The sequence below is a fragment of the Pseudonocardia sp. P-1 genome, from assembly GCF_058111925.1.
The window spans coordinates 3589786-3608809 of record NZ_CM176614.1 but is presented as its reverse complement, the minus strand read 5'-3'; the positions used below and the strand labels follow the sequence as shown (position 1 = coordinate 3608809).

The 19024-nt window shown below is 74.6% G+C and carries 19 protein-coding genes; 8 read left to right on the top strand and 11 right to left on the bottom strand.

Annotation, left to right across the window (positions count from 1 at the left end; translation table 11 throughout):
* Both AC0GKK_RS17790 and AC0GKK_RS17785 read right to left on the bottom strand, forming a co-directional pair.
* Positions 1–612, bottom strand: coding sequence for a CE1759 family FMN reductase (locus AC0GKK_RS17790; RefSeq protein WP_073576696.1), 612 nt, complete (start codon positions 610–612; stop codon positions 1–3).
* Entirely contained in the window at positions 612–1730 is a 1119-nt protein-coding gene (locus AC0GKK_RS17785) for an LLM class flavin-dependent oxidoreductase (RefSeq protein WP_489882144.1), read from the bottom strand. Before AC0GKK_RS17785 ends, AC0GKK_RS17790 begins: the two co-directional genes overlap by 1 nt.
* 99 nt (positions 1731–1829) lie before the next feature.
* Between AC0GKK_RS17785 and AC0GKK_RS17780 the strand changes: the two genes are divergently transcribed.
* Positions 1830–2291 carry a MarR family winged helix-turn-helix transcriptional regulator gene (locus tag AC0GKK_RS17780; protein ID WP_405421396.1) on the top strand — a complete coding sequence of 154 codons (462 nt, stop codon included), beginning with the start codon at positions 1830–1832 and terminating at the stop codon, positions 2289–2291.
* Between the two features lie 85 nt (positions 2292–2376).
* Here AC0GKK_RS17780 and AC0GKK_RS17775 read toward each other — a convergent pair whose 3' ends face one another.
* The 3 genes from AC0GKK_RS17775 to AC0GKK_RS17765 are packed head-to-tail and all read right to left on the bottom strand — an operon-like array spanning position 2377 to position 5131.
* Entirely contained in the window at positions 2377–3402 is a 1026-nt protein-coding gene (locus AC0GKK_RS17775; protein WP_489882143.1) for an NAD(P)-dependent alcohol dehydrogenase, read from the bottom strand.
* The gene (locus AC0GKK_RS17770; protein WP_224401284.1) at positions 3399–4118 is read right to left on the bottom strand and encodes an iron-sulfur cluster assembly protein; all 720 of its coding nucleotides are present in this window, start codon (positions 4116–4118) and stop codon (positions 3399–3401) included. Before AC0GKK_RS17770 ends, AC0GKK_RS17775 begins: the two co-directional genes overlap by 4 nt.
* Complete coding sequence (locus AC0GKK_RS17765) at positions 4115–5131, bottom strand: amidohydrolase family protein (RefSeq protein ID WP_073576701.1); 1017 nt, start codon at positions 5129–5131, stop codon at positions 4115–4117. Before AC0GKK_RS17765 ends, AC0GKK_RS17770 begins: the two co-directional genes overlap by 4 nt.
* A gap of 203 nt (positions 5132–5334) precedes the next feature.
* On the opposite strand from AC0GKK_RS17765, the gene AC0GKK_RS17760 reads away from it, so the two are divergent.
* The 3 genes from AC0GKK_RS17760 to AC0GKK_RS17750 all read left to right on the top strand — a co-directional run bounded on the left by AC0GKK_RS17760 (position 5335) and on the right by AC0GKK_RS17750 (position 8226).
* Positions 5335–6726 (top strand): AAA-type ATPase lid domain-containing protein, encoded by a 1392-nt coding sequence (locus AC0GKK_RS17760; protein WP_489882142.1) that lies wholly within the window; start codon positions 5335–5337, stop codon positions 6724–6726.
* A gap of 414 nt (positions 6727–7140) precedes the next feature.
* Positions 7141–7764, top strand: coding sequence for a DedA family protein (locus AC0GKK_RS17755; RefSeq protein ID WP_476652963.1), 624 nt, complete (start codon positions 7141–7143; stop codon positions 7762–7764).
* Between the two features lie 174 nt (positions 7765–7938).
* Entirely contained in the window at positions 7939–8226 is a 288-nt protein-coding gene (locus tag AC0GKK_RS17750; RefSeq protein ID WP_489882141.1) for a hypothetical protein, read from the top strand.
* Positions 8227–8240: 14 nt separating this feature from the next.
* On the opposite strand, the gene AC0GKK_RS17745 is transcribed toward AC0GKK_RS17750, so the two are convergent.
* The 4 genes from AC0GKK_RS17745 to AC0GKK_RS17730 all read right to left on the bottom strand — a co-directional run bounded on the left by AC0GKK_RS17745 (position 8241) and on the right by AC0GKK_RS17730 (position 12989).
* On the bottom strand, positions 8241–9107 hold the full coding sequence (locus AC0GKK_RS17745; protein ID WP_251787395.1) for a vWA domain-containing protein: 867 nt from the start codon (positions 9105–9107) through the stop codon (positions 8241–8243).
* Between the two features lie 83 nt (positions 9108–9190).
* Positions 9191–10123 carry an AAA family ATPase gene (locus tag AC0GKK_RS17740; protein ID WP_251787394.1) on the bottom strand — a complete coding sequence of 311 codons (933 nt, stop codon included), beginning with the start codon at positions 10121–10123 and terminating at the stop codon, positions 9191–9193.
* Positions 10123–11235 carry an NDMA-dependent alcohol dehydrogenase gene (locus AC0GKK_RS17735; protein ID WP_251787393.1) on the bottom strand — a complete coding sequence of 371 codons (1113 nt, stop codon included), beginning with the start codon at positions 11233–11235 and terminating at the stop codon, positions 10123–10125. Before AC0GKK_RS17735 ends, AC0GKK_RS17740 begins: the two co-directional genes overlap by 1 nt.
* Before the next feature lie 113 nt (positions 11236–11348).
* Positions 11349–12989: a sigma-54-dependent Fis family transcriptional regulator gene (locus AC0GKK_RS17730; RefSeq protein ID WP_489882140.1), complete on the bottom strand. Its 1641-nt coding sequence runs from the start codon at positions 12987–12989 to the stop codon at positions 11349–11351.
* 100 nt (positions 12990–13089) lie between these two features.
* On the opposite strand from AC0GKK_RS17730, the gene AC0GKK_RS17725 reads away from it, so the two are divergent.
* The gene (locus AC0GKK_RS17725; protein ID WP_482638496.1) at positions 13090–14487 is read left to right on the top strand and encodes an amidase; all 1398 of its coding nucleotides are present in this window, start codon (positions 13090–13092) and stop codon (positions 14485–14487) included.
* 21 nt (positions 14488–14508) lie between these two features.
* Here AC0GKK_RS17725 and hppD read toward each other — a convergent pair whose 3' ends face one another.
* Positions 14509–15705 (bottom strand): 4-hydroxyphenylpyruvate dioxygenase, encoded by a 1197-nt coding sequence (gene hppD, locus AC0GKK_RS17720; protein ID WP_489882139.1) that lies wholly within the window; start codon positions 15703–15705, stop codon positions 14509–14511.
* Entirely contained in the window at positions 15705–16751 is a 1047-nt protein-coding gene (locus AC0GKK_RS17715; RefSeq protein ID WP_489882138.1) for a Glu/Leu/Phe/Val dehydrogenase family protein, read from the bottom strand. Before AC0GKK_RS17715 ends, hppD begins: the two co-directional genes overlap by 1 nt.
* Before the next feature lie 189 nt (positions 16752–16940).
* Between AC0GKK_RS17715 and AC0GKK_RS17710 the strand changes: the two genes are divergently transcribed.
* From AC0GKK_RS17710 to AC0GKK_RS17700, 3 genes are all read left to right on the top strand, one after another.
* Positions 16941–17555, top strand: coding sequence for a carboxymuconolactone decarboxylase family protein (locus tag AC0GKK_RS17710; RefSeq protein ID WP_489882137.1), 615 nt, complete (start codon positions 16941–16943; stop codon positions 17553–17555).
* Positions 17556–17590: 35 nt separating this feature from the next.
* Entirely contained in the window at positions 17591–18031 is a 441-nt protein-coding gene (locus AC0GKK_RS17705; RefSeq protein WP_073576711.1) for a CBS domain-containing protein, read from the top strand.
* 145 nt (positions 18032–18176) lie between these two features.
* Positions 18177–18974: an aldo/keto reductase gene (locus AC0GKK_RS17700; protein ID WP_489884032.1), complete on the top strand. Its 798-nt coding sequence runs from the start codon at positions 18177–18179 to the stop codon at positions 18972–18974.
* The last annotated feature ends 50 nt before the right edge of the window (positions 18975–19024 follow it).

Sequence of the window (19024 nt, the reverse complement as noted above, 5' to 3'; positions counted from 1 at the left end):
TCAGCCCTTCAGCAGTGAGGTGAAGTCGGGGACGTCGGCGAACAGGTCGGTGCGGGTGGCCGGCGGCCGGGCGGCGACGGCGTCGGCCAGCTCGCCCGCGGCGCGCCCGACACGGCCGTCCAGTGTGGTGCCCACCTCGGTCGCGCCCCAGTCCTCGGGCGCGGCGAACACCGCGGTCGGGACCGTCGCGGCCCGCAGGTACGCGAACAGCGGGCGCATCGCGTGCTCCAGGGCCAGCGAGTGCCGCGCCGTGCCGCCGGTCGCGGCGAGCAGCACCGGGGTGCCGGTGAGCGCGTCGCGGTCCAGGACGTCGACGAAGGTCTTGAACAGCCCGCTGTAGGACGCCGAGAAGATCGGCGTCACGGCGACGACGGCGTCCGCGGCGGCCACCGACTCCAGCACCGGCGCCAGCGCGGTGTTCGGGAAGCCGGCGACCAGGTGGTCGGCCAGGTCGCGGGCGTGCTCGCGCAGCTCCACGACCTGCACCTCGGCCCGCTCGCCCCGGTCGGCCAGCGCGGCCGTGACCGCGGCGGCGAGACGGTCGGCCAGCAGCCGGGTCGACGACGGCGTCGACAGCCCGGCGCTGAGCACGACGATCCTGCGGGTGGTCATCACGCGACCTCCTTCTCCTGCGTCCCGGTGCTGCCGGTGCCCGCGGCGCCGCGGGCGGCGACCAGCGAGGCGTGGGTCGGCGCGTCCGGGACGCCCGGCGCGCGCAGCGCGGCGAACTCGCGGCGCAGCACCGGCACGACCTCCTCGCCCAGCAGGTCGAGCTGCTCCAGCACGGTCTTCAGCGGCAGGCCCGCGTGGTCGATGAGGAACAGCTGACGCTGGTAGTCGCCGACGTAGTCGCGGAAGCCGAGCGTCCGCTCGATGACCTGCTGCGGGCTGCCGACGGTCAGCGGGGTCTCGCGGGTGAAGTCCTCCAGCGAGGGCCCGTGCCCGTAGACCGGGGCGTTGTCGAAGTACGGCCGGAACTCGCGCACCGCGTCCTGGCTGTTGCGGCGCATGAACACCTGGCCACCGAGGCCGACGATCGCGCGGTCGGCCGGTCCGTGACCGTGGTGCTCCCAGCGTGTGCGGTAGAACTCGACCATCCGCTTCGTGTGCGACGCCGGCCAGAAGATGTGGTTGTGGAAGAAGCCGTCGCCGTAGTAGGCGGCCTGCTCGGCGATCTCGGGGCTGCGGATCGAGCCGTGCCACACGAACGGCGCGACGCCGTCGAGCGGGCGCGGGGTCGAGGTGAAGCCCTGCAGCGGGGTGCGGAAGTGCCCCTCCCAGTCGACGACCTCGGTGTCCCACAGCGTGCGCAGCAGCGCGTAGTTCTCGACCGCCAGGTTCAGGCCCTGGCGGATGTCCTGGCCGAACCACGGGTAGACCGGGCCGGTGTTGCCGCGGCCGAGCATGAGGTCGACGCGGCCGCCCGCCACGTGCTGCAGCATCGCGAAGTCCTCGGCGATCTTCACCGGGTCGTTCGTGGTGATCAGCGTGGTCGAGGTGGACAGCTGCAGGGTCTCGGTGACGCCGGCGAGGTAGCCGAGCGTGGTGGTCGGCGACGAGGAGAAGAACGGCGGGTTGTGGTGCTCGCCGATCGCGAAGACGTCGAGCCCGACCTGCTCCGCGTGCTTCGCGATGGTCAGGACGTCCTGGATCCGCTGGGCCTCGGTCGGCGTGCGGCCGGTCGTCGGGTCCGGCGTGACGTCGCTGACCGTGAAGACTCCGAACTGCACGGCTTCCTCCTCTGCTCGTCGACGGACCGTTGGTTGATCCGTCATCTACATCCTGCAGCAACATAGGTGATGCGTCAACTATTCCGCTACGATGGTGCCGTGACACGGTGGCTGGACGAGCGCGAGCAGGTGGCCTGGCGAGGGCTGCTCCGGATGCAGGCCCGCCTGCAGGGCGAGCTGCACCGGCGGCTGCAGACCGGGTCGGGGCTCTCGCTCACCGACTTCGACGTGCTGGTGGCCCTGACCGACCGGCCCGACGAGCGGTGCCGGGTGCTGGAGCTGGCGACGCTGCTGGAGTGGGAGAAGAGCAGGCTCTCCCACCACCTGGCCCGGATGCAGAAGCGCGGCCTGGTCGCCCGCGAGGAGTGCGACGACGACGGCCGCGGCAACTACGTCGTGCTCACCGCGGCGGGCCGGGCGGCGATCGAGGCCGCGGCGCCGGGGCACGTGGAGACCGTGCGGGAGCTGGTCTTCGACGCCCTCTCCGACGACGACGTGGCCGCGCTGACCCGGATCACCGCCGCCGTGCAGGCCCGGCTCGACGGCCGCGCCCCCCGCTGACCGCGTTCCGCGGAACGCGCGACGGCCCGCACCGGGCGTCGCCGGTACGGGCCGTCGTGAGCGGGACCGCGATCGGAACAGCAGGTCAGGGCACCAGGATGGCGCGGCCCCTGACCTTCCCGGCGTCGAGGTCGTCGAGCGCGGACTGGAAGTCGTCCAGGGCGTAGGTGCTGGTGTGCAGGGTGACCCGGCCGCGGGCGGCCAGCTCCATCAGGTCGCAGAGATCGTTGTAGGACCCGACCAGGTTGCCGACCACGTTCACCTCGGCCGAGATCAGGTCGATCGTCGGGACGTCGACGTTCTCCCCGTAGCCGACCACGTGGTAGTCCCCCGCACGCCGGGTCATCGCCAGGCCCTGGGCGGTGGAGCCGCCCTCGCCGACGAAGTCGATCACGGCCTCGGCGCCGTTCCCGCCGGTGAGCGACAGGACCTCGTCGACCTGCCCGCCGTCGGCGACGATCCCGTCGTCGGCGCCGATCTCCAGCGCCAGCTTCACCGCGTCCGGGTTGCGGTCGAGCACGACCAGCCGGGCCGGGGTCAGCGCCTTCAGCACCTGGATGCCGATGTGGCCGAGCCCGCCCGCCCCGATGACGACGCAGGTGTCGCGCGGACCCAGCCGGCGTGAGGCCTTGGCCGCGGCGTGGTAGGCGGTGAGACCGGCGTCGGCGAGGGCGGCGACGTCGGCGGGCTGCAGCGACGGGTCCAGCTTGACGACGCTGCGCGCCGAGGTGCGCAGGTACTCGGCGTAGCCGCCGTGGGTGTCGATGCCCGGGAACGCCGAGGCGGTGCAGTGCACGTCGTCGCCGGAGCGGCAGGCGCGGCACAGGCCGCAGGTGGCGAGCGGGTGCAGGATGACGCCGTCGCCCTCACGGACGTGGGTCACGGCCGACCCCACGGACTCGACCCAGCCCGCGTTCTCGTGGCCGATCGTGTAGGGCAGCGTCACCTGGGACTTCTCCGCCCACTGCCCCTCGAGGACGTGCAGGTCGGTGCGGCAGACCCCGGCCCCGCCGATCCGGACGACGACGTCGAACGGGTCGACGACCTCCGGCTTCGGGACCTCGGTCAGCTCCATCGGCCGGTGGTAGCCGACCACCTGTACTGCTCTCACGACACGGATCCCTTCACGGACTCGGGGTAGCGGGTCTTCAGGAGCCCGCGGCAGAAGTGGGCGTTGCCCTCGATGGAGATCCGCACCGAGCGGGCCATCCGCAGCTTCAGCGGAACCTGCTCGGCCGGGTACGGGACGCCGTCGTGGCCGACCAGGACCGGCCGGTCGCCGCCGGTGGGCAGGCCGATCGCCGCGCGGCGGCGCAGCAGGGCGTCGGTGGCCGGGCCCGCGGGCAGGTCGGCCAGCGTGACGCCGTGCAGCGACTCGGGCGTCCGGTCCGGGTCGACCCGCAGCAGCCCGGTCAGCGAGCGCTCCATCGCGGCGGTGTGCGCCTTGCGCCGGAAGGTCTCGCGCAGCTCGTCGAGGTCGGACTCGGCCTCGTGCCGGAAGGTGCCCTTGTAGCCGGCGTCGGCGGCCAGCCCGGCGTTGATGAGGTCGGAGTCGTGGTGGTCGTCGAGCTCGACCACGACCTCGCCGGTCCAGTCCAGCGCGGTGAGCACGTCCTTCGCGTCCGAGCACATCAGGTAGGCGAAGTTCGGCGCGCAGAACGCGGTGGGCAGGCGCAGGTGCAGGGTGACCCGGTCGCCGTCGACGTCGAGGGAACGGACGAACTCCAGGTCGGTGATCGGCTCGTCCAGCTCGGGGTCGACGACGGCGTCGAGCGCCCGGAACGCCTGGTCGGTGCGCGAGGTGCGGGCGAGGGCGGGGGCGCTCACGACGCCACCGGGACCTCGGTCGGCGTCTCGTCGCGCAGCTGCAGCTCGGCGGGGACCTCGATGTCGTACATCGCCGCGGCGTTGAGACCCAGGATCTTCTTCTTCTGGGCGGTGGTCAGCGGCGCGTACTCGGACAGCTCGTCCGGGATCTCGAAGTCGACGAAGCGCTCGACCAGCCAGCGCGGGGTCCAGATCGCGTAGTCGCTGGAGAACTGGATGCGGTCCTCGCCCAGCCAGTACAGGAGCTCGCCGATGATCTGGCCGAAGTACTTGGGCCGGGTGTGGATGAACGGCATCGCGACGGCCAGGCCGGCGTGCACGTTCGGCTCCTGGGTGGCGATCCAGCAGAAGTCCTCGAGGCGCGGCAGGCCGCAGTGCTCGACGACGAAGTTCAGGTCGGTGAAGTCGGTGGCGACCTTGTCCACGTCGGCGACGTCGAACGCGTCGCGGTCCAGCGGGCGGATGGTGGGGCCCTTGTGGATGTGGATGTTGCGGATGCCCAGCTCCTGGGCCGCCTCGAGGTACTTGTAGGACCAGTGGTCGTCGAGCTTCCAGCCGCGGGACTCGCCGTGCCACTCCGCGGTGTAGAGCTTCGCGCCCTTCAAGCCGAAGCGCTTCGCGTCCTCGCGCAGCTGCCGCAGGCCCTGCTCGCCGTTGCGCGGGTCCCAGTGGTGGTTGTAGGTCAGCTTGTCCGGGTGGGCCTGGGCGAGGGCGAAGGCCTCCTCGGTCTGGCCGAACCCGTTGTCGTAGAACTCGCCCAGGTAGGCGGGCTGGAACACCGCGTGGTCGACGTGGCCGTCGGTGAACAGGTCCTTCATCAGCCGCTCGCCGCCCTGGTAGAGGTAGTCCTCGTAGGGCCAGACCTCGGACTCGGGGCTCAGGTTGCGGTGGTAGTCGTAGAAGCAGTCGATGAACTGCTTGCCGTGGATGTTGCGCTGGTTCTCCGGGCGTGCGTCCCAGAGCGCCACGTGGGCGTCCACGATGAAGTAGGACTCACCGTTCTTCGAGTACATCGTCGTCCCTCTCAGGTCGCGGCGAGGTGGTGGGCACCCCGCGACTGCGCGGGCCGGTGGGGGATCCCGCGTCGAGGGCCGAAGGTAGGAACGGCGGCGCCCCGGCGGTCGTGATCACCGTCTCAACCTGAGACGAGACGGCGTCGCGACGGCGTCGCCGATGTGACACGGTCGTGGGCAGCAGGTACGAGGAGGTACGCGCGATGGGGCAGTCACTGGCTCCGGCCCGGATCTCGGCGTCCTGGGCGCGCAGCGAGACCTACGGCGCCCCCACCGAGGCCGTCGACCCGGCGTTCACCGGCGCCGTCGACGACGGCTCGTTGTTCGCCCGGTGCGGCGGCGAGGTGCTCGCCGGGCTGCACGAGGGCCTGCCGGGCGAGCCGATCTCACTGATGCTGACCGACGCCGACGGCATCGTCGTCTCCCGGCTCTGCGACGAGCGCGCCCTGCTCGACGCGCTGGACCGCACCTACCTCGCGCCCGGGTTCGCCTTCGGCGAGCGGGAGGCGGGGACCACCGGGCTCGGCCTGGCCCTGGCCGACCGGGTCCCGTCGCTGGTCCGCGGCGACGAGCACTACTGCACCGGGTTGTGGGGCTACACCTGCGCGGCGGCCCCCGTGCTCGACCCCGTCGACGGGTCGCTGCTCGGCAGCATCAACCTCACCACCTGGTCGCAGCGCTCCGACGGTCTGCTGCTCGCGCTGGCGCGCACCGCGGCCGGGCAGACCTCGGCGCTGATGCTCGCGCACGGACGCGGCGCGAGTCCCCGGCGCGCGCCGCGCGGCGAGGTCTTCCGGGTCGCCCCGCAGCCCGTCGGCGGGACCGCGGCGCTCGGCCCGGCCTGGGCCGCCGCGCTCGACGAGGTCCGCGACGCGCTGCGCGACGGCGCCCGGGTCGGGGTGGTCGGCGAGCCCGGCGCCGGCAAGTCCGCGCTGCTCGCCGCGGCCCTGCGCGCCGTCCGCCCGCGGCACCGGGTGCTGCACGCCCGCCCGCCGGCCGCCGAGGACGCGGTGTCCTGGCTGTCGCTGTGGTCCCCGGAGCTGGGCAAGGACGACACTGCGGTCATCGCGGGACGGGTGCACGAGCTGCCCGCGCCCGTCGCGACCCGGCTGGCGGCGCTGGTCCGGTCGCTGCCGCGGGCGTCGCTGAGCGTCACCGCGGGCGGTGTCGACGGGATACCGGACGCGCTGTCACGGCTGCTCGACGTCGTCGTCGAGGTGCCGGCGCTGCGCCACCGTCCCGAGGACGTGCCGGTGCTCGCCGCGCACTTCGCCCGCGACGGCGTCACCTTCACCGACGCCGCCGCCCGCGCGCTGCGCACCTACTCCTGGCCGGGCAACGTCGAGCAGCTGCGCCGCACCGTGCGCGACGCCGCCGCCCGCAGCAGCCTCGTCGACGTGCGGCACCTGCCCCCGGAGCTGCTCGCCACCCGATCCGGATCGCTGACCCGGATCGAGTCGCTGGAGCGCGACGAGCTGGTCCGCTGCCTCACCGAGCACGGCATGAGCGTCACCCGGGCCGCGGAGACGCTCGGCATCAGCCGCGCGACGGCGTACCGGCGGGTGCAGCGCTACGGGATCACCACCCCGCGCTGAGCGGCTGCGGCATCATCGGTGCCGTGCCGCAGACGGTCCTGGTCGCCGACGACGACCGCGCGGTCCGGGAGTCCCCGGCCCGATGAACGGATGCCCACCCGCCGTCCGTCCCGACCTGCACCACCTGGACGGGGGACGCGCTCACCGGACCGGTACTACCGGTGGCCGTGCTCACGGCCGTCGCGGGTCCTCCGGGCCTGCCGATCCCGGTCGACGGTGGGACGATCGATGTGCCGGGCAACGACGCCCCGGGAGACCCGGCAGCCGGCCCGGCCACGGGACTCGACACCGCCACCGGACGACGCCGTCACGCCCGGTGACGAGGACCCCGCGTCGTGCGACAACGACGGGCCGCCCGCCGCCTCGTGCGGCACACAGGGCACCATTCGGTGTAGGACCTGATGGGAGGCGATCGTGTTCGGACTCGCGGACACCGTGGCCGCACTGCTGGCCGCGATCCCTGCTGCGCCCGTCCGGTCGCTCCTCGTGATCGGGGTCGGGGCGTTCCTCGAGGGTCCGATCGTCACCGTCGCCGCCGCCGCGCTCGCCGGGGCCGGGCAGCTCCCCTGGTGGGGGGTGTGGCTGGCCGCGCTGGTCGCCGACGTCGTCGGGGACACCGCGCTCTACGCGCTGGGCCGCAACGGCGACCGGCCGGCCGTCGCCCGCGTGCTGAACCGGCTGGGCCTGACCGAGGAGCGCCGCGAGGTGCTGACCCGCGAGGTCCACACGCACCTGCCGCGGATCGTCATCGGCGCCAAGCTCGTCGACATCGGCGCGATCCCGGCCTACCTGGCCGCCGGGCTGTCCAAGGTCGGCTACCGCCGCTTCCTGGCCTGGATCATCCCGACCAGCGCGGTACGCGCCGCGGTGCTCGTCGGGATCGGCTACGCGGCCGGGGACCGGCTCGCCACCGACCTGGAGTCGCGGCCCTGGCTGCTCGTCGTCGGCGGGATCGCCGTCGGGCTGACCCTGGTCCTCGGGCGGACCGCGATCGTGCGAACGACCGGCTCGCGACGTCGCGCCGACGCCCGGTCCTGACCGCGTCGATCCCCTCGCGCCGGACGTCCCCGACGTCCCGGGGCACCTCCGGCGTGTCGCACCCGCCGGGGCACCCGCGGCGAGCACCGTCCGGCCCGGGCGGCCGGGCCACGGGAGAGGACCACGCGGTGAGCACGTCGACCTGGGCCGAGGCGATCGCCGCGGGCGCGTGACGTGGTGACGGTCCGCGCGGCCCGGATCGCCGCGCCCGGCCCGGGCATCAGCCGGTCCGGGTCCTCGATGACGGCCGGGCTGCTCGAGGGCCTCCCGCACGACGCCGACCGGGAGCCCCGCTTCGCCGACTACCTGGGCCTGTCGTTCACCAACGCCACCGCGTTCAGCCCCACCGACGTGATGCCGCTGAGCCGGTGGGCGAAGATGCTGATGCTCGTCCAGGCGCTGGTGTCGCTGGTGACGATCGCGCTCGTCGTCTCCCGGGCCGTGAACGTGCTGGGCGGCTGAGTCCCGGGCGGGGCTCAGCCACCCAGGAGGGACCGCAGCACCCCCGGTGCGTCCGACGGGCCGGCGACCGGCGCCCACCGCGCGTTGCTGCGCGCGGCCAGCTCGGCCGCCTGCTCGTGGTCGGACTCCGGGGCCAGGATCAGCAGCTCCGGGACCTGCCGCGCCGCCGGGACCGGGTCGTGGTCGTCGGTGGCCCGGCAGTCCGAGAGCAGCACGACGATCCGCCGCTCCGCGCGCGTCCGTTCCAGCTGCGCGGTGGCCGCCCGCAACGCACCGGACAGCGCGGTCACCCCGTGCCCGCGCAGGCCCAGCACCCGGTCGACGACCGCCGACGGCGGACGGGTGGACCCGATGTCGCGCAGGACCCGGGTCTCGGCGGCGAACGACAGCACCGCGTGGTCACCGGGTGCCCGGAACGCGCAGGCCGCGGCGGTCAGCGCCGCCGCGGCGAGCCGGTCCCCGCCCATCGACCCGGACGCGTCCACCACCAGGCACAACGCGAGCGCGGGCCGCGCCCAGGTGCGCGCGGTCAGCTCGTCGAGCCCGACCGGGCGCCGCGCCGCGCGGGCCTCGGCGACCGCGCCCAGCGAGGCGTCCAGGTCCAGGTCGCCGCCGCGGTCGGCCGGGACCGCACGCAGCCTGCCGATCCCGCGCCGGGTGACCCGGCCGGACCGGCCGATCTCCAGCACGACCCGGCCGGCGAGCCTGCGGGCCGCCGCCCGCAGCTTCTCGTCGGTGGCCTTGCCCATGTCGACGAGCAGCGTCAGCGTCTCGTCGGGACGCTCGGCGAGCGCGGCGTCGAACGCGTCGGGGTCGAGCACCCCGACCTCGGGCGAGATCTCGGTGAACCCGGGGTGGCCCGCCAGGGAGCTGCGGGCCACCGTGCGGTCCTCCGGGCGCGCACGCGGCCGGGACGGACGGGTGGAGCCGTCCGCGGGCCGGGGACCGCCCGCCGGTGGCGGGCTCAGGCTCCCCCCGACGCATCACCGCCGTCCGGGGCCCCGTCGGCGTCGTCGGCGGGTTCCTGGCCGAACTCGGCCGTGTACAGCTCGCGGACGATGTCCTCGGCGCTGCGGGAGCCGGACTCGGCGAGCCGGATGCGGCCGGACAGCGCGACCAGCGCCGCGTCCAGCCCGGCCCGCCAGTCGGTGGTCTCCCGGCCGCGCCGGGCCGCCAGCGCCGCGGTGATGCGGACGATGTCGATCGCCCCGCGCACCGAGGAGCCCACGTGCACGTCCGGGTGCTCCCGGGTCCGGCGGACCAGGGAGACGACCTTGGCCCGCCACTGCTCGTCGACCTCGGGGCCGCGCAGCGCGACGACCGCGGTCTCGTCCCCGGCGGTCTGGTAGCCCATCGCGATCCGGCAGACCCGGTCGTAGACGGCGGAGGAGATCCGGGCGGTGCCGACGGCGTCGAACGGGTTCATCGCGGCGACCAGCCGGAATCCCTCGTGCGCGGTGATGCGGCCCAGCCGGGGCACGTGCAGCTCGCCCTCGCTCATCACGGTGATGAGGACGTTGAGGGTCTCCTCCGGGATCCGGTTGATCTCCTCGACGTAGAGCAGGGCCCCGGAGCGCAGCGCCTCGGCCAGCGGACCGTCGACGAAGGTCTCGGGGTTGTAGCCCCGCTCCAGGACCTGGGCCGGGTCGAAGTGCCCGACCAGCCGGGCCGGGGTGAGCTCGGCGTTGCCCTCGACGAACACGAACGGGAGCTCGGCCTCCTCGGCCACCGACCGCAGCAGCGTCGTCTTCCCGGTGCCCGGCGGGCCCTCCAGGACGACGTGGGCGCCGGCCTCCAGCGCCGCGACGAGGAGTTCGACCTCCCGGCCGCGGCCGACGACGGGGGTCCCCGCGGGACCGGCCGCAGCCGGTCCCGCGGGGTTCGTGACAGACCCCATCAGTGCTCGTGGACGAGGACGCCGCGGACGTTCTTGCCCGCGAGCAGGTCGTCGTAGCCCTCGTTGACCTGCTCGAGGGTGTAGGTACGCGTGATGATCTCGTCGAGCTTCAGGTCCCCGCTCTGGTAGAGGCCGAGGATCTTGGGGATGTCGACGGTCGGGTTGCAGTCGCCGAACAGCGAGCCCTTCACCGTCTTCTTGAACAGCGTCAGGATCGAGCCCGGCAGCGTGACGTTGGTCGTCGAGAGCTTGTTCAGGCCGGTCAGCACGACGGTGCCGCCCTTGCCGGTGTTCTCGAACGCGCCGGTGACGATCTCCTCGGTCACGATGCCCGCGGTGACGATCGTCTTGTCCGCGCCGTTGCCGTTGGTCATGGCGCGGGCCAGGTCACCGGCCTCTGCGGCGGTGGCGACGGCGTGCGTGGCGCCGAGCTCCATCGCCTTCTCGCGCTTGTTGGCCAGCGGGTCGACGGCGATGAGGTTCTTCGCGCCGGCGTAGCGGGCGCCCTGGACGGCGTTGATGCCGATGCCGCCGACGCCGGCGACGATCACCGTGTCGCCCGGCTCGACCTTCGCCGCGTTGACCGCGGAGCCCCACCCGGTGGGTACGCCGCAGCCGACGAGCACGGCCTTGTCCAGCGGGAGGTCGTCGTCGACCTTGACCACCGAGTTCTGGTGGATCGTGGAGTACTGGGAGAACGTGCCCAGCATGCACATCGCGCCGTACTGGCCCTTCGGCCCGGTGAAGGGGAAGCGCTCGCCCGGCAGGTAGCCCTCGAGGATGGTCGCGCCCATGTCGCAGATGGCCTGCTGCCCGGTCGCGCACCAGCGGCAGACCCCGCAGTTGGGGATGAACGAGCAGACGACGTGGTCGCCCGGCTTCACCCGGGTGACGCCCGGGCCGACGTCCTCGATGATCCCGGCGCCCTCGTGCCCGAGGACCATCGGCAGGCGTGCCTCGAGGTCGCCGTGCGCGATGTGGACGTCGGAGTGGCACAGCCCGGCGTGGGTGTAGCGGATGAGGACCTCACCCTGCTGCGGCCCGTCGAGCTCGAGCTCCTCGATCTCGATCGGCTTGCCGGCCTCGTAGACGACTGCTGCCTTGGTCTTCACGGGCACGCTCCTCTGCGCTGGTGACGTCGGTGTCGCCCCGGATCCTGTCCCACCCCCGGGGGTGTGGCGTGTTCCACATGTGGACACGTGCGCACTGCCTCATACCGGGCGGGCTACGTCTCCGCCACGTCGAGCGCGCGCATCCGGCGGTACAGGGTGGTGCGGCTGATCCCGAGCGCCCGCGCGGCCTCGCGCTTGTTGCCGCCCGCGACCGTCAGGGCGTGCTGGATCGCGACCCGTTCGGCGCGCTCCCGGCCGCCGAGCCGGGTGATCCGCGGGCCGGGCCGCAGGTGCTCCGGCAGGTCCTCGACGTCGATCCGGCGGGTCCCGGACAGGTGCGCCAGTTCGGTCACGACCCGGGTCAGCTCGGTGAGGTTGCCCGGCCAGGCGTACGCGGACAGCGCCGCGACCGCGGACCGGGTCAGGATCAGCTCCCGGCCCGGCCGGACCCGTGCGGCGATGTCGGCGACCAGCCCGGGCAGCTCGTCGCGGCGTTCGCGCAGCGGCGCGAGCTCGACGCGGCTCGCGCACCGGGCGACCAGCCGCGCCGCCGGGACGGACAGCTCCCCGACCGGGCCGCAGGTGAGTACGAGACGGGTCGGGCCGGCGTCGAGCAGCGGGCGGAGCACGGTGCAGAGCTCCTCGGGCAGGACGTCCACGTCGTCGACGACGACCGCGGGCACCCCCTCCCCGAGCAGCGCGGACAGCCGGGCCGCCCAGTCCCGGGACGGTCCGGTGAGGGCGTCGGTGGCCGCCAGCACGACCGGGTCGGCGGTACCGAGCAGCCGGGCCGCCTCGGTGCTGCGCCCGGTCCCGGGCTCACCCGCGACCAGCACCGAGCGCCCAGTGGGAACCGGCCGCGCGGTGCGGCGGACCGGCTCGCGCCGCGCCGCACGGACCGGGACGAGGTGGAACAGCACCCCGTCCGCCGTCTCCGCGACGGTCTCGGCCCGCACCCGGATCCCGGCGCCGTCGGGCGCCTCCAGCACCCGGGTCAGCGGGCCGTTCTCGACGACCTCGGTCCGCAGCGTCGCGAGCAGGTCCATCCCGCCCTCGCCCAGCACGGTGACGGCGCCGCGGTTGGTCAGCACCACGTCCGAACCGAGGACCACGATCGGCGACGAGCGCCGCCGGGTGGCCTCCTGGAAGGCGAGGAACAGCCTGCGGTCGCCGTCGCGGGCGGTCTCGACGATCCGCTCCTCGATGTCCCGGGCGGCACGCGACAGCAGCGGCGCGAACAGCGGGTGGGCGCGCCCGCCGGCGACCGTGATGTCGAGGACGCCCTCGGTACGGCCGCGCAGTGGATGCCGGATCGGGTGGCCGAAGCAGCTGACGCCCTTGAGCCCGGCCAGGAAGTGCTCCTCGCCGTGGACGGCGATGCCGCGGCCGGTCTCGGCGGCCGTGCCGATCCCGTTGGTCCCCAGCACCTGCTCGTCGGCGGCCGCCCCGACCACCAGGCCGATGTCGTCGAACGCCGAGTCGAGGGTGCGGTCGTCGCACCAGATGTCGAGGATCCGGCAGTCCCGGTCGGCCAGCTGCACCGAGAACGGCTCACCGGCGAGCTCGGCCGCCAGCGCCTGCAGCACCGGCTCCGCGGCGACCGCGAGCCGGCCGACCCGGTCGACCTCCGCGATCTCCGGCCGGTCGACGCGGTCGGGGTCGATGCCCGCCAGCCGCGCACGCCGCCAGGACGAGGCGATGTGCTCGCGCACGCCCCCCGGGGCGGATCGGCCGACGGCTCCGTCGAAACCCATGGCGCACACCTTCCGTGACCGTGGTGACGGAGGCGACACTACCCGCGCCCGGCCGGGTCCCCGGTCGTGCGCGGGCGGGCGGGGTGCAGGATCGTCCGACATGGACCGACGCGTACACGCGTTCACCGACGACGCCCTGGGCGACGACGACGCCGTCGCCCTCGCCGAGCGGCTGCGCCGCCGTGAGGTCGCGCCCGCCGAGCTGCGCGCCGCCGTCGCCGCGCGCGCCGCCCGGGTCGAGCCGCACCTGCACGGCCTCGCCCTGGACCGCACCGCCGACCCCGTCACCGGGGACACCGGCGGCCCGCTGGCCGGGGTGCCGACGCTGGTCAAGGACAACGTCGAGGTGCGGGGCTGGCCCGCGGGCCACGGCACCCGGGCGTTCGTCCCCGCCCCGTCGCGCGAGCACGCCGAGGTGACCCGGCAGCTGCTCGCGGCCGGGCTGGACCTGGTGGGCACGACCCGGATGCCGGAGTACGGGCTGAACGCCTCCACCGAGTTCGCCGACGCCGAGCCGACCCGCAACCCGTGGGACCCGCGCTTCTCGGCCGGCGCGTCGTCGGGCGGGGCGGCCGCGCTCGTGGCCGCCGGCGTGGTGCCGCTGGCCCACGCCAACGACGGCGGCGGCTCGATCCGCATCCCGGCCGCGGCCTGCGGGCTGGTCGGGCTCAAGCCGTCGCGCGGGCGGCTCGCGCCGAACGCGACCGGCGCCCGGATGCCGATCGACCTCGTCGCCGACGGCGTGGTGTCCCGCTCGGTCCGCGACACCGCGGTGTTCCTCGGCGCCGCCGACCGCGGGCGCCGCAACCCGGCGCTGCCACCGCTGGGCCTGGTCGAGGGCCCCGCCCGGCGACGCCTGCGGGTCGGGCTGCTGCTGGAGTCCCCCACCGGCGCGGCCGTCGACGCCGACACCCGCGAGACCGTCACCGCCGTCGCCGAGCTGCTCGCCAAGCAGGGCCACGAGGTGTCCGAGGCCGTCACCGGGGTGGGGACCCGGTTCGTCGACGACTTCCTCGACTACTGGGGGCTGCTCGCGTTCTCCGTGGTCACCGGCGGCCGGCTGCTGCACGGGCGCACCTTCGACCCGCACCGCCTCGACGGCCTGACCCACGGCCTGGCCGACCACTACCGTCGCGCGCTGGCCCGCACCCCGGTGTTCCTGCACCGCCTGCGCCGGGTCGCGGCCACCCACGCCGAGCTGTTCACCCGGCACGACGTGCTGCTCTCCCCGGTGCTCGCGCACACCCCGCCGGAGATCGGGTGGCTCGCGCCGACGGTGCCGATCGAGCAGCTCACCGCCCGGCTGCTCGACTACGTGGCGTTCACCCCGCTGGCCAACGTCGCCGGGGCGCCCGCCGTCGCGCTGCCCGCCGGGGCGACGGCCGGCGGGCTGCCGGTGGGGGTGCACCTGGAGGGCACGGTCGGCGACGAGCGGACGCTGCTGGAGCTGGCGTACGCCATCGAGGCCGACCGCCCCTGGCGGCGGATCCGGGACTGACCCGGACCGGACACGCACCGGTCAGACGTTGCCGCGGCGCTCCTGCTCCCGCTCGATCGCCTCGAACAGCGCCTTGAAGTTGCCCTTGCCGAAGCCGAGCGAGCCGTGCCGCTCGATGAGCTCGAAGAACACCGTGGGCCGGTCCCCGACCGGCTTGGTGAAGATCTGCAGCAGGTAGCCGTCCTCGTCGCGGTCGACGAGGATCCCGCGGGACGCCAGCTCGGCGATCGGCACCCGCACCGACCCGATCCGGGCCCGCAGCTCCGGGTCGGAGTAGTAGGCGTCCGGGGTGTCGAGGAACTCCACGCCGCGCGAACGCAGCACGTCGACGGTGGTGAGGATGTCGTTCGTCGCCAGCGCGAGGTGCTGGGCACCGGGGCCGCGGTGGAAGTCCAGGTACTCGTCGATCTGGGACTTCCGACGGCCGGGGCTGGGCTCGTTGAGCGGGAACTTCACCCGGTGGTTGCCCGACGCGACGACCTTGCTCATCAGCGCCGAGTAGTCGGTGGCGATGTCGTCGCCGATGAACTCGGCCATGTTCGTGAAGCCCATGATCCGGTGGTAGAAGTCCACCCAGGAGTCCATGCGGCCGTACTCGACGTTCCCGACGACGTGGTCGAGCGCCTGGAACAGCCGGCGCGGCGCGTCCGCGGGCCGGTCCACCGAGGAGCTGCGGGCGACGTGGCCGGGCAGGTACGGGCCGGTGTAGCGGGACCGGTCGACCAGGGTGTGCCGGGTGTCGCCGTAGGTGGCGATCGCGGCGGAGCGCACGGTGCCGTGCTCGTCGGTCGTGTCGTGCGGCTCGACCAGCACGGTGGCCCCCTGGGCGCGGGCGTGGGCGAGGCAGCGGTCGACGTCGGGGACCTCGAGGGCGATGTCGACGATGCCGTCGCCGTGCCGGCGGTGGTGGTCGGCGACCGGGCTGTCCGGGTCGACGGCGCCGCGCAGCTCGAACCGGACCGCGCCCGAGCGCAGCACGTACGAGTGGTGGTCGCGGTTGCCGGTCTCCGGCCCGGAGTACGCGACGAGCTCCATGCCGTAGACGACCTGGTAGAGCTGCGCGGCCTGGGTGGCGTTGCCGACCGCCCAGACCACGGCGTCCCAGCCGGTGACCGGGAACGGGTCGGCGGAGTCGTCGTGGGAGACGAGGCCGACCAGGCGTCGCAGGGCGGCGGCGTCGAGATCGGCGAGCTTCTCGGAGTCGGTGAGGATGTCCATCAGTGCTCTCCCGTCAGTGTGCGGGCGGCCAGCTCCTGTGCCGCGGTGACCGTGGTGGTGCCGTGCGTGCGGGCGTCGGCGAAGACGCCGGTCAGGGTGTCGCCGATCGCGCGGGTCCGGCCGGCGACGGCGTCGGCGCTCCAGCCGAGGACCTCGCGGCCGACCAGGTGGATGGCGCCGCCGGCGTTGGCGACGAAGTCCGGGGCGTGGACGATGCCGCGCCGGCGCAGGACCTCGGCCGCGTACGGGTCGGCGAGCAGGTTGTTCGCCGCGCCCGCGACGACCGCGGTGGGGAGGGTCTCGGCGACCTCGGCGGTGATCAGACCGCCGGTGGCGCACGGGACCAGCACGTCGCACTCGCGGGTGGTCACCGCGCCGGTGTCGACCACCTCGGCGCCCAGCTCGTCGGCGACCGCGGCGCAGCGGGCCGGGTCGACGTCGGTGACGATCAGCTTGGCCCCGGCGTCGGCGGCGAGCCGGGCGACGTCGGCGCCGACCGCGCCGAGCCCCTGGACCAGCACCCGCAGCCCGTCGACGCCGTCGAACCCGGCCTCCGCGACTCCCGCGCGGATCGCGGCGAACACCCCGAGGGCGGTCATCGGGCCGGACGAGCCGGGCCCGCCCGCCGCGACCGAGCGGCCGAACACGTGCGGGGTCAGACCGGCGAGCACGTCCATGTCGGCCGAGCAGGTCCCGACGTCCGGGCCGGTGGTGTAGTTCCCGCCGAGCAGCTCCAGGTTCGCCGCGTGGACCTCGAGGATGCGGCGCCAGGTCGCCTCGCCGAGCTCGGCGCGCGGCGCCGGGAGCGCGATCACCGACTTGCCGCCGCCCATCGGCAGGCCCGCGACGGCCATCTTCAGCGTCATCGCCCCGGCGAGGCGGCGGGCGTCGGCGACGGCGTCGCCGGGCGAGGGGTAGACCATCGCGCGGGTCCCGCCCGACGCCGGTCCGAGACGGGTCGAGTGCACCCCGATCACGAACCACGCGCCCGTCCCCCGGTCGTACCGGACCGAGGTCAGTTCGCCGTCCCACTCGGGCAGAGCCATCCCGCGCCTCCATCGCCTCGCTGGTGTGCAGCGAGGACACCGCTGATCCCGGTATCTACGCAACCGGCCCACCACGAGCTGCACACCGGCGGCAGGTCACCCGGCCCTGGTGCCGGTCCACCTGGACGGATCGTCCAGGAGATCGGCGTCACTCCCGGGGCCCGCCGCGCGCGTCCGTAACCTGGACCGGTGACGACCAGCGACGCCACGACGCCCGCCGACCTGCGCGGCAGGCCGCGACCGCCGGTCCACCCGCGGACCGCGCCGTCGGACCCGGCCGGGCTGGACCCCGGGCGCGCCGCGCTGCACGCCCGCATCGCGACCGGCCCGCGCGGAGCGCAGGCCCGGGTCCCGCTGGTCGACGACGCCGGCCGCCTGCTCGGCCCGTTCACGACGATGCTGTTCTCCCCGCGCATCGGCGACGCCGTGCAGCAGGTCGGCGCGGCCCTGCGCACCGACGACGACCTCCCGCCCCGGCTGCGCGAGCTGGCCGTTCTCGCCGTCGCCGTGCACCACGGGTCGGCCTTCGAGTGGTCCGCGCACGAGGGCCTCGCCCGCGACACCGGACTGTCCGGGGCGCAGCTGCAGGCCCTGCTCGACGGCGACGTCCCCGACGGCCTCGACGAGGCCGAGCGGGTCGCGCTGACCACCGTGCGGGCCCTGCTCACCCGGCACGACCTGGGCGACGACGCCTTCGCCACCGCGCTACGGGTGCTGGGCCGGGACACCCTCGCGGCGCTGGTGTGGCTGACCGGGTACTACTCGATGCTGGCCACGGCACTCGCCGTGTTCCGGCCGGAGTGAGGCCGGGTAACCCGCGTGGAGAGGGGAGGGACGCGATGAGCACCGCACCGAGCACCGCACCGGACGGGGTGCGCGTGGCCGCGGCCATGCACACCTTCCCCAAGACCTGTGGACCGGCGACGACCGTCGCGCAGGCGTGGGCGGCATTCGAGCGACCCAAGGTGCACTCGCTGCTGGTCCTCGACGCGGGACGGCTGCTCGCGGTGGTCGACCGGGCCGACCTGACCGGGGCCGGACCGGACGAGCCCGCCGCGCCCCTGGGGACGCTCGGCGGGCGGGTGGCCCACGCCGGCGACGACCTGGCGTCGACCTGGGCGGCGATGGCCGACGCCGGGCGGCGGCGGGTCGCCGTCGTCGACGACGCCGGCCGGCTGCTCGGGCTGCTCTGCCTCAAGCGGCACGGTCGCGGGTTCTGCTCCGACGCGGGCATCCAGGCCCGGATCGACGAGCGCGCGGCGGCCCCGGACGGGCCGTGAGGCGGCCCACCGCGGGGAACACCGGCGCCGGGCCGGACGCTGGACGGGGTGACCACCTCCGACGCCGCCGTCGCCACCCGCAGTCGAGAGGACCCTCCCGGTGACCCACACCGACGACACCGTGCTCCTGAACGGGGGCGTCGCCATGCCCCGTCTCGGGTTCGGTGTGTCCGAGTCCCGCGACGCCCACGCCGCCGTCGCCGAGGCGCTCGCGCAGGGCTACCGCAGCATCGACACCGCCGCCGTCTACGAGAACGAGACCGGCGTCGGCGCCGCGCTGGCCGGTTCCGGCCTGCCCCGCTCCGAGCTGTTCGTGACCACCAAGGTCTGGAACGTCGACGGCGACCGCCCCGACGCGCTGGGCGCGGCACGGCGCAGCCTGGACCGGCTGGGGCTCGACCACGTCGACCTGCTGCTCGTGCACTGGCCCAACGACGACCTCAGGCACTGCCTGTCGACCTGGGAGGCGATGGAGCAGCTGCTGGCCGAGGGCCGCACCCGCGCGGTCGGGGTGTCGAACTTCCGACCGTCGCACCTGCGCAGGCTCCGCTCGCTCGGCGGTCGGCTCCCGGCGCTCAACCAGGTCGAGCTGCACCCGCACCACCAGCAGCCGGAGCTGCGCGCGGTGCACGCCGCGCTGGGCATCGTCACCGGCGCCTGGAGCCCGCTGGGCCGCGGCGCGGTCCTCGGCGAGCCGCTCCTGGCCCGGATCGCCGACCGGCACGGCGTCACCCCCGCCCAGGTGGTCCTGCGCTGGCACCTGCAGCAGGGCACCGTCGCCGTTCCGAAGTCCGACGACGCGGGGCGCATCGCCGCCAACCGCGATCTCGCCGGGTTCACCCTCGACGGGGCCGACCTCGACGCCGTCGCCGCGCTGCACCGGACCGACGGACGGGGCCGGATCGGCCCGGTGCCCGACCGGGTGGACCGCATCGCGTCCTGAGTGACGTGTGTCACGTCCGCGTGCGGACGGCGGGGCGACCATCCTCGAAC

Excerpts from the sequence above, each read along its gene's own strand:
- AC0GKK_RS17725 (WP_482638496.1), top strand. The coding sequence starts at position 13,090 with ATGGACCGACGCGTACACGCGTTCACCGACGACGCCCTGGGCGACGAC.
- AC0GKK_RS17790 (WP_073576696.1), bottom strand. The coding sequence starts at position 612 with ATGACCACCCGCAGGATCGTCGTGCTCAGCGCCGGGCTGTCGACGCCG.
- AC0GKK_RS17740 (WP_251787394.1), bottom strand. The coding sequence starts at position 10,123 with ATGGGGTCTGTCACGAACCCCGCGGGACCGGCTGCGGCCGGTCCCGCG.
- hppD (WP_489882139.1), bottom strand. The coding sequence starts at position 15,705 with ATGGACATCCTCACCGACTCCGAGAAGCTCGCCGATCTCGACGCCGCC.
- AC0GKK_RS17705 (WP_073576711.1), top strand. The coding sequence starts at position 17,591 with ATGAGCACCGCACCGAGCACCGCACCGGACGGGGTGCGCGTGGCCGCG.
- AC0GKK_RS17760 (WP_489882142.1), top strand. The coding sequence starts at position 5,335 with ATGGGGCAGTCACTGGCTCCGGCCCGGATCTCGGCGTCCTGGGCGCGC.
- AC0GKK_RS17715 (WP_489882138.1), bottom strand. The coding sequence starts at position 16,751 with ATGGCTCTGCCCGAGTGGGACGGCGAACTGACCTCGGTCCGGTACGAC.
- AC0GKK_RS17730 (WP_489882140.1), bottom strand. The coding sequence starts at position 12,989 with ATGGGTTTCGACGGAGCCGTCGGCCGATCCGCCCCGGGGGGCGTGCGC.
- AC0GKK_RS17765 (WP_073576701.1), bottom strand. The coding sequence starts at position 5,131 with ATGTACTCGAAGAACGGTGAGTCCTACTTCATCGTGGACGCCCACGTG.
- AC0GKK_RS17700 (WP_489884032.1), top strand. The coding sequence starts at position 18,177 with ATGCCCCGTCTCGGGTTCGGTGTGTCCGAGTCCCGCGACGCCCACGCC.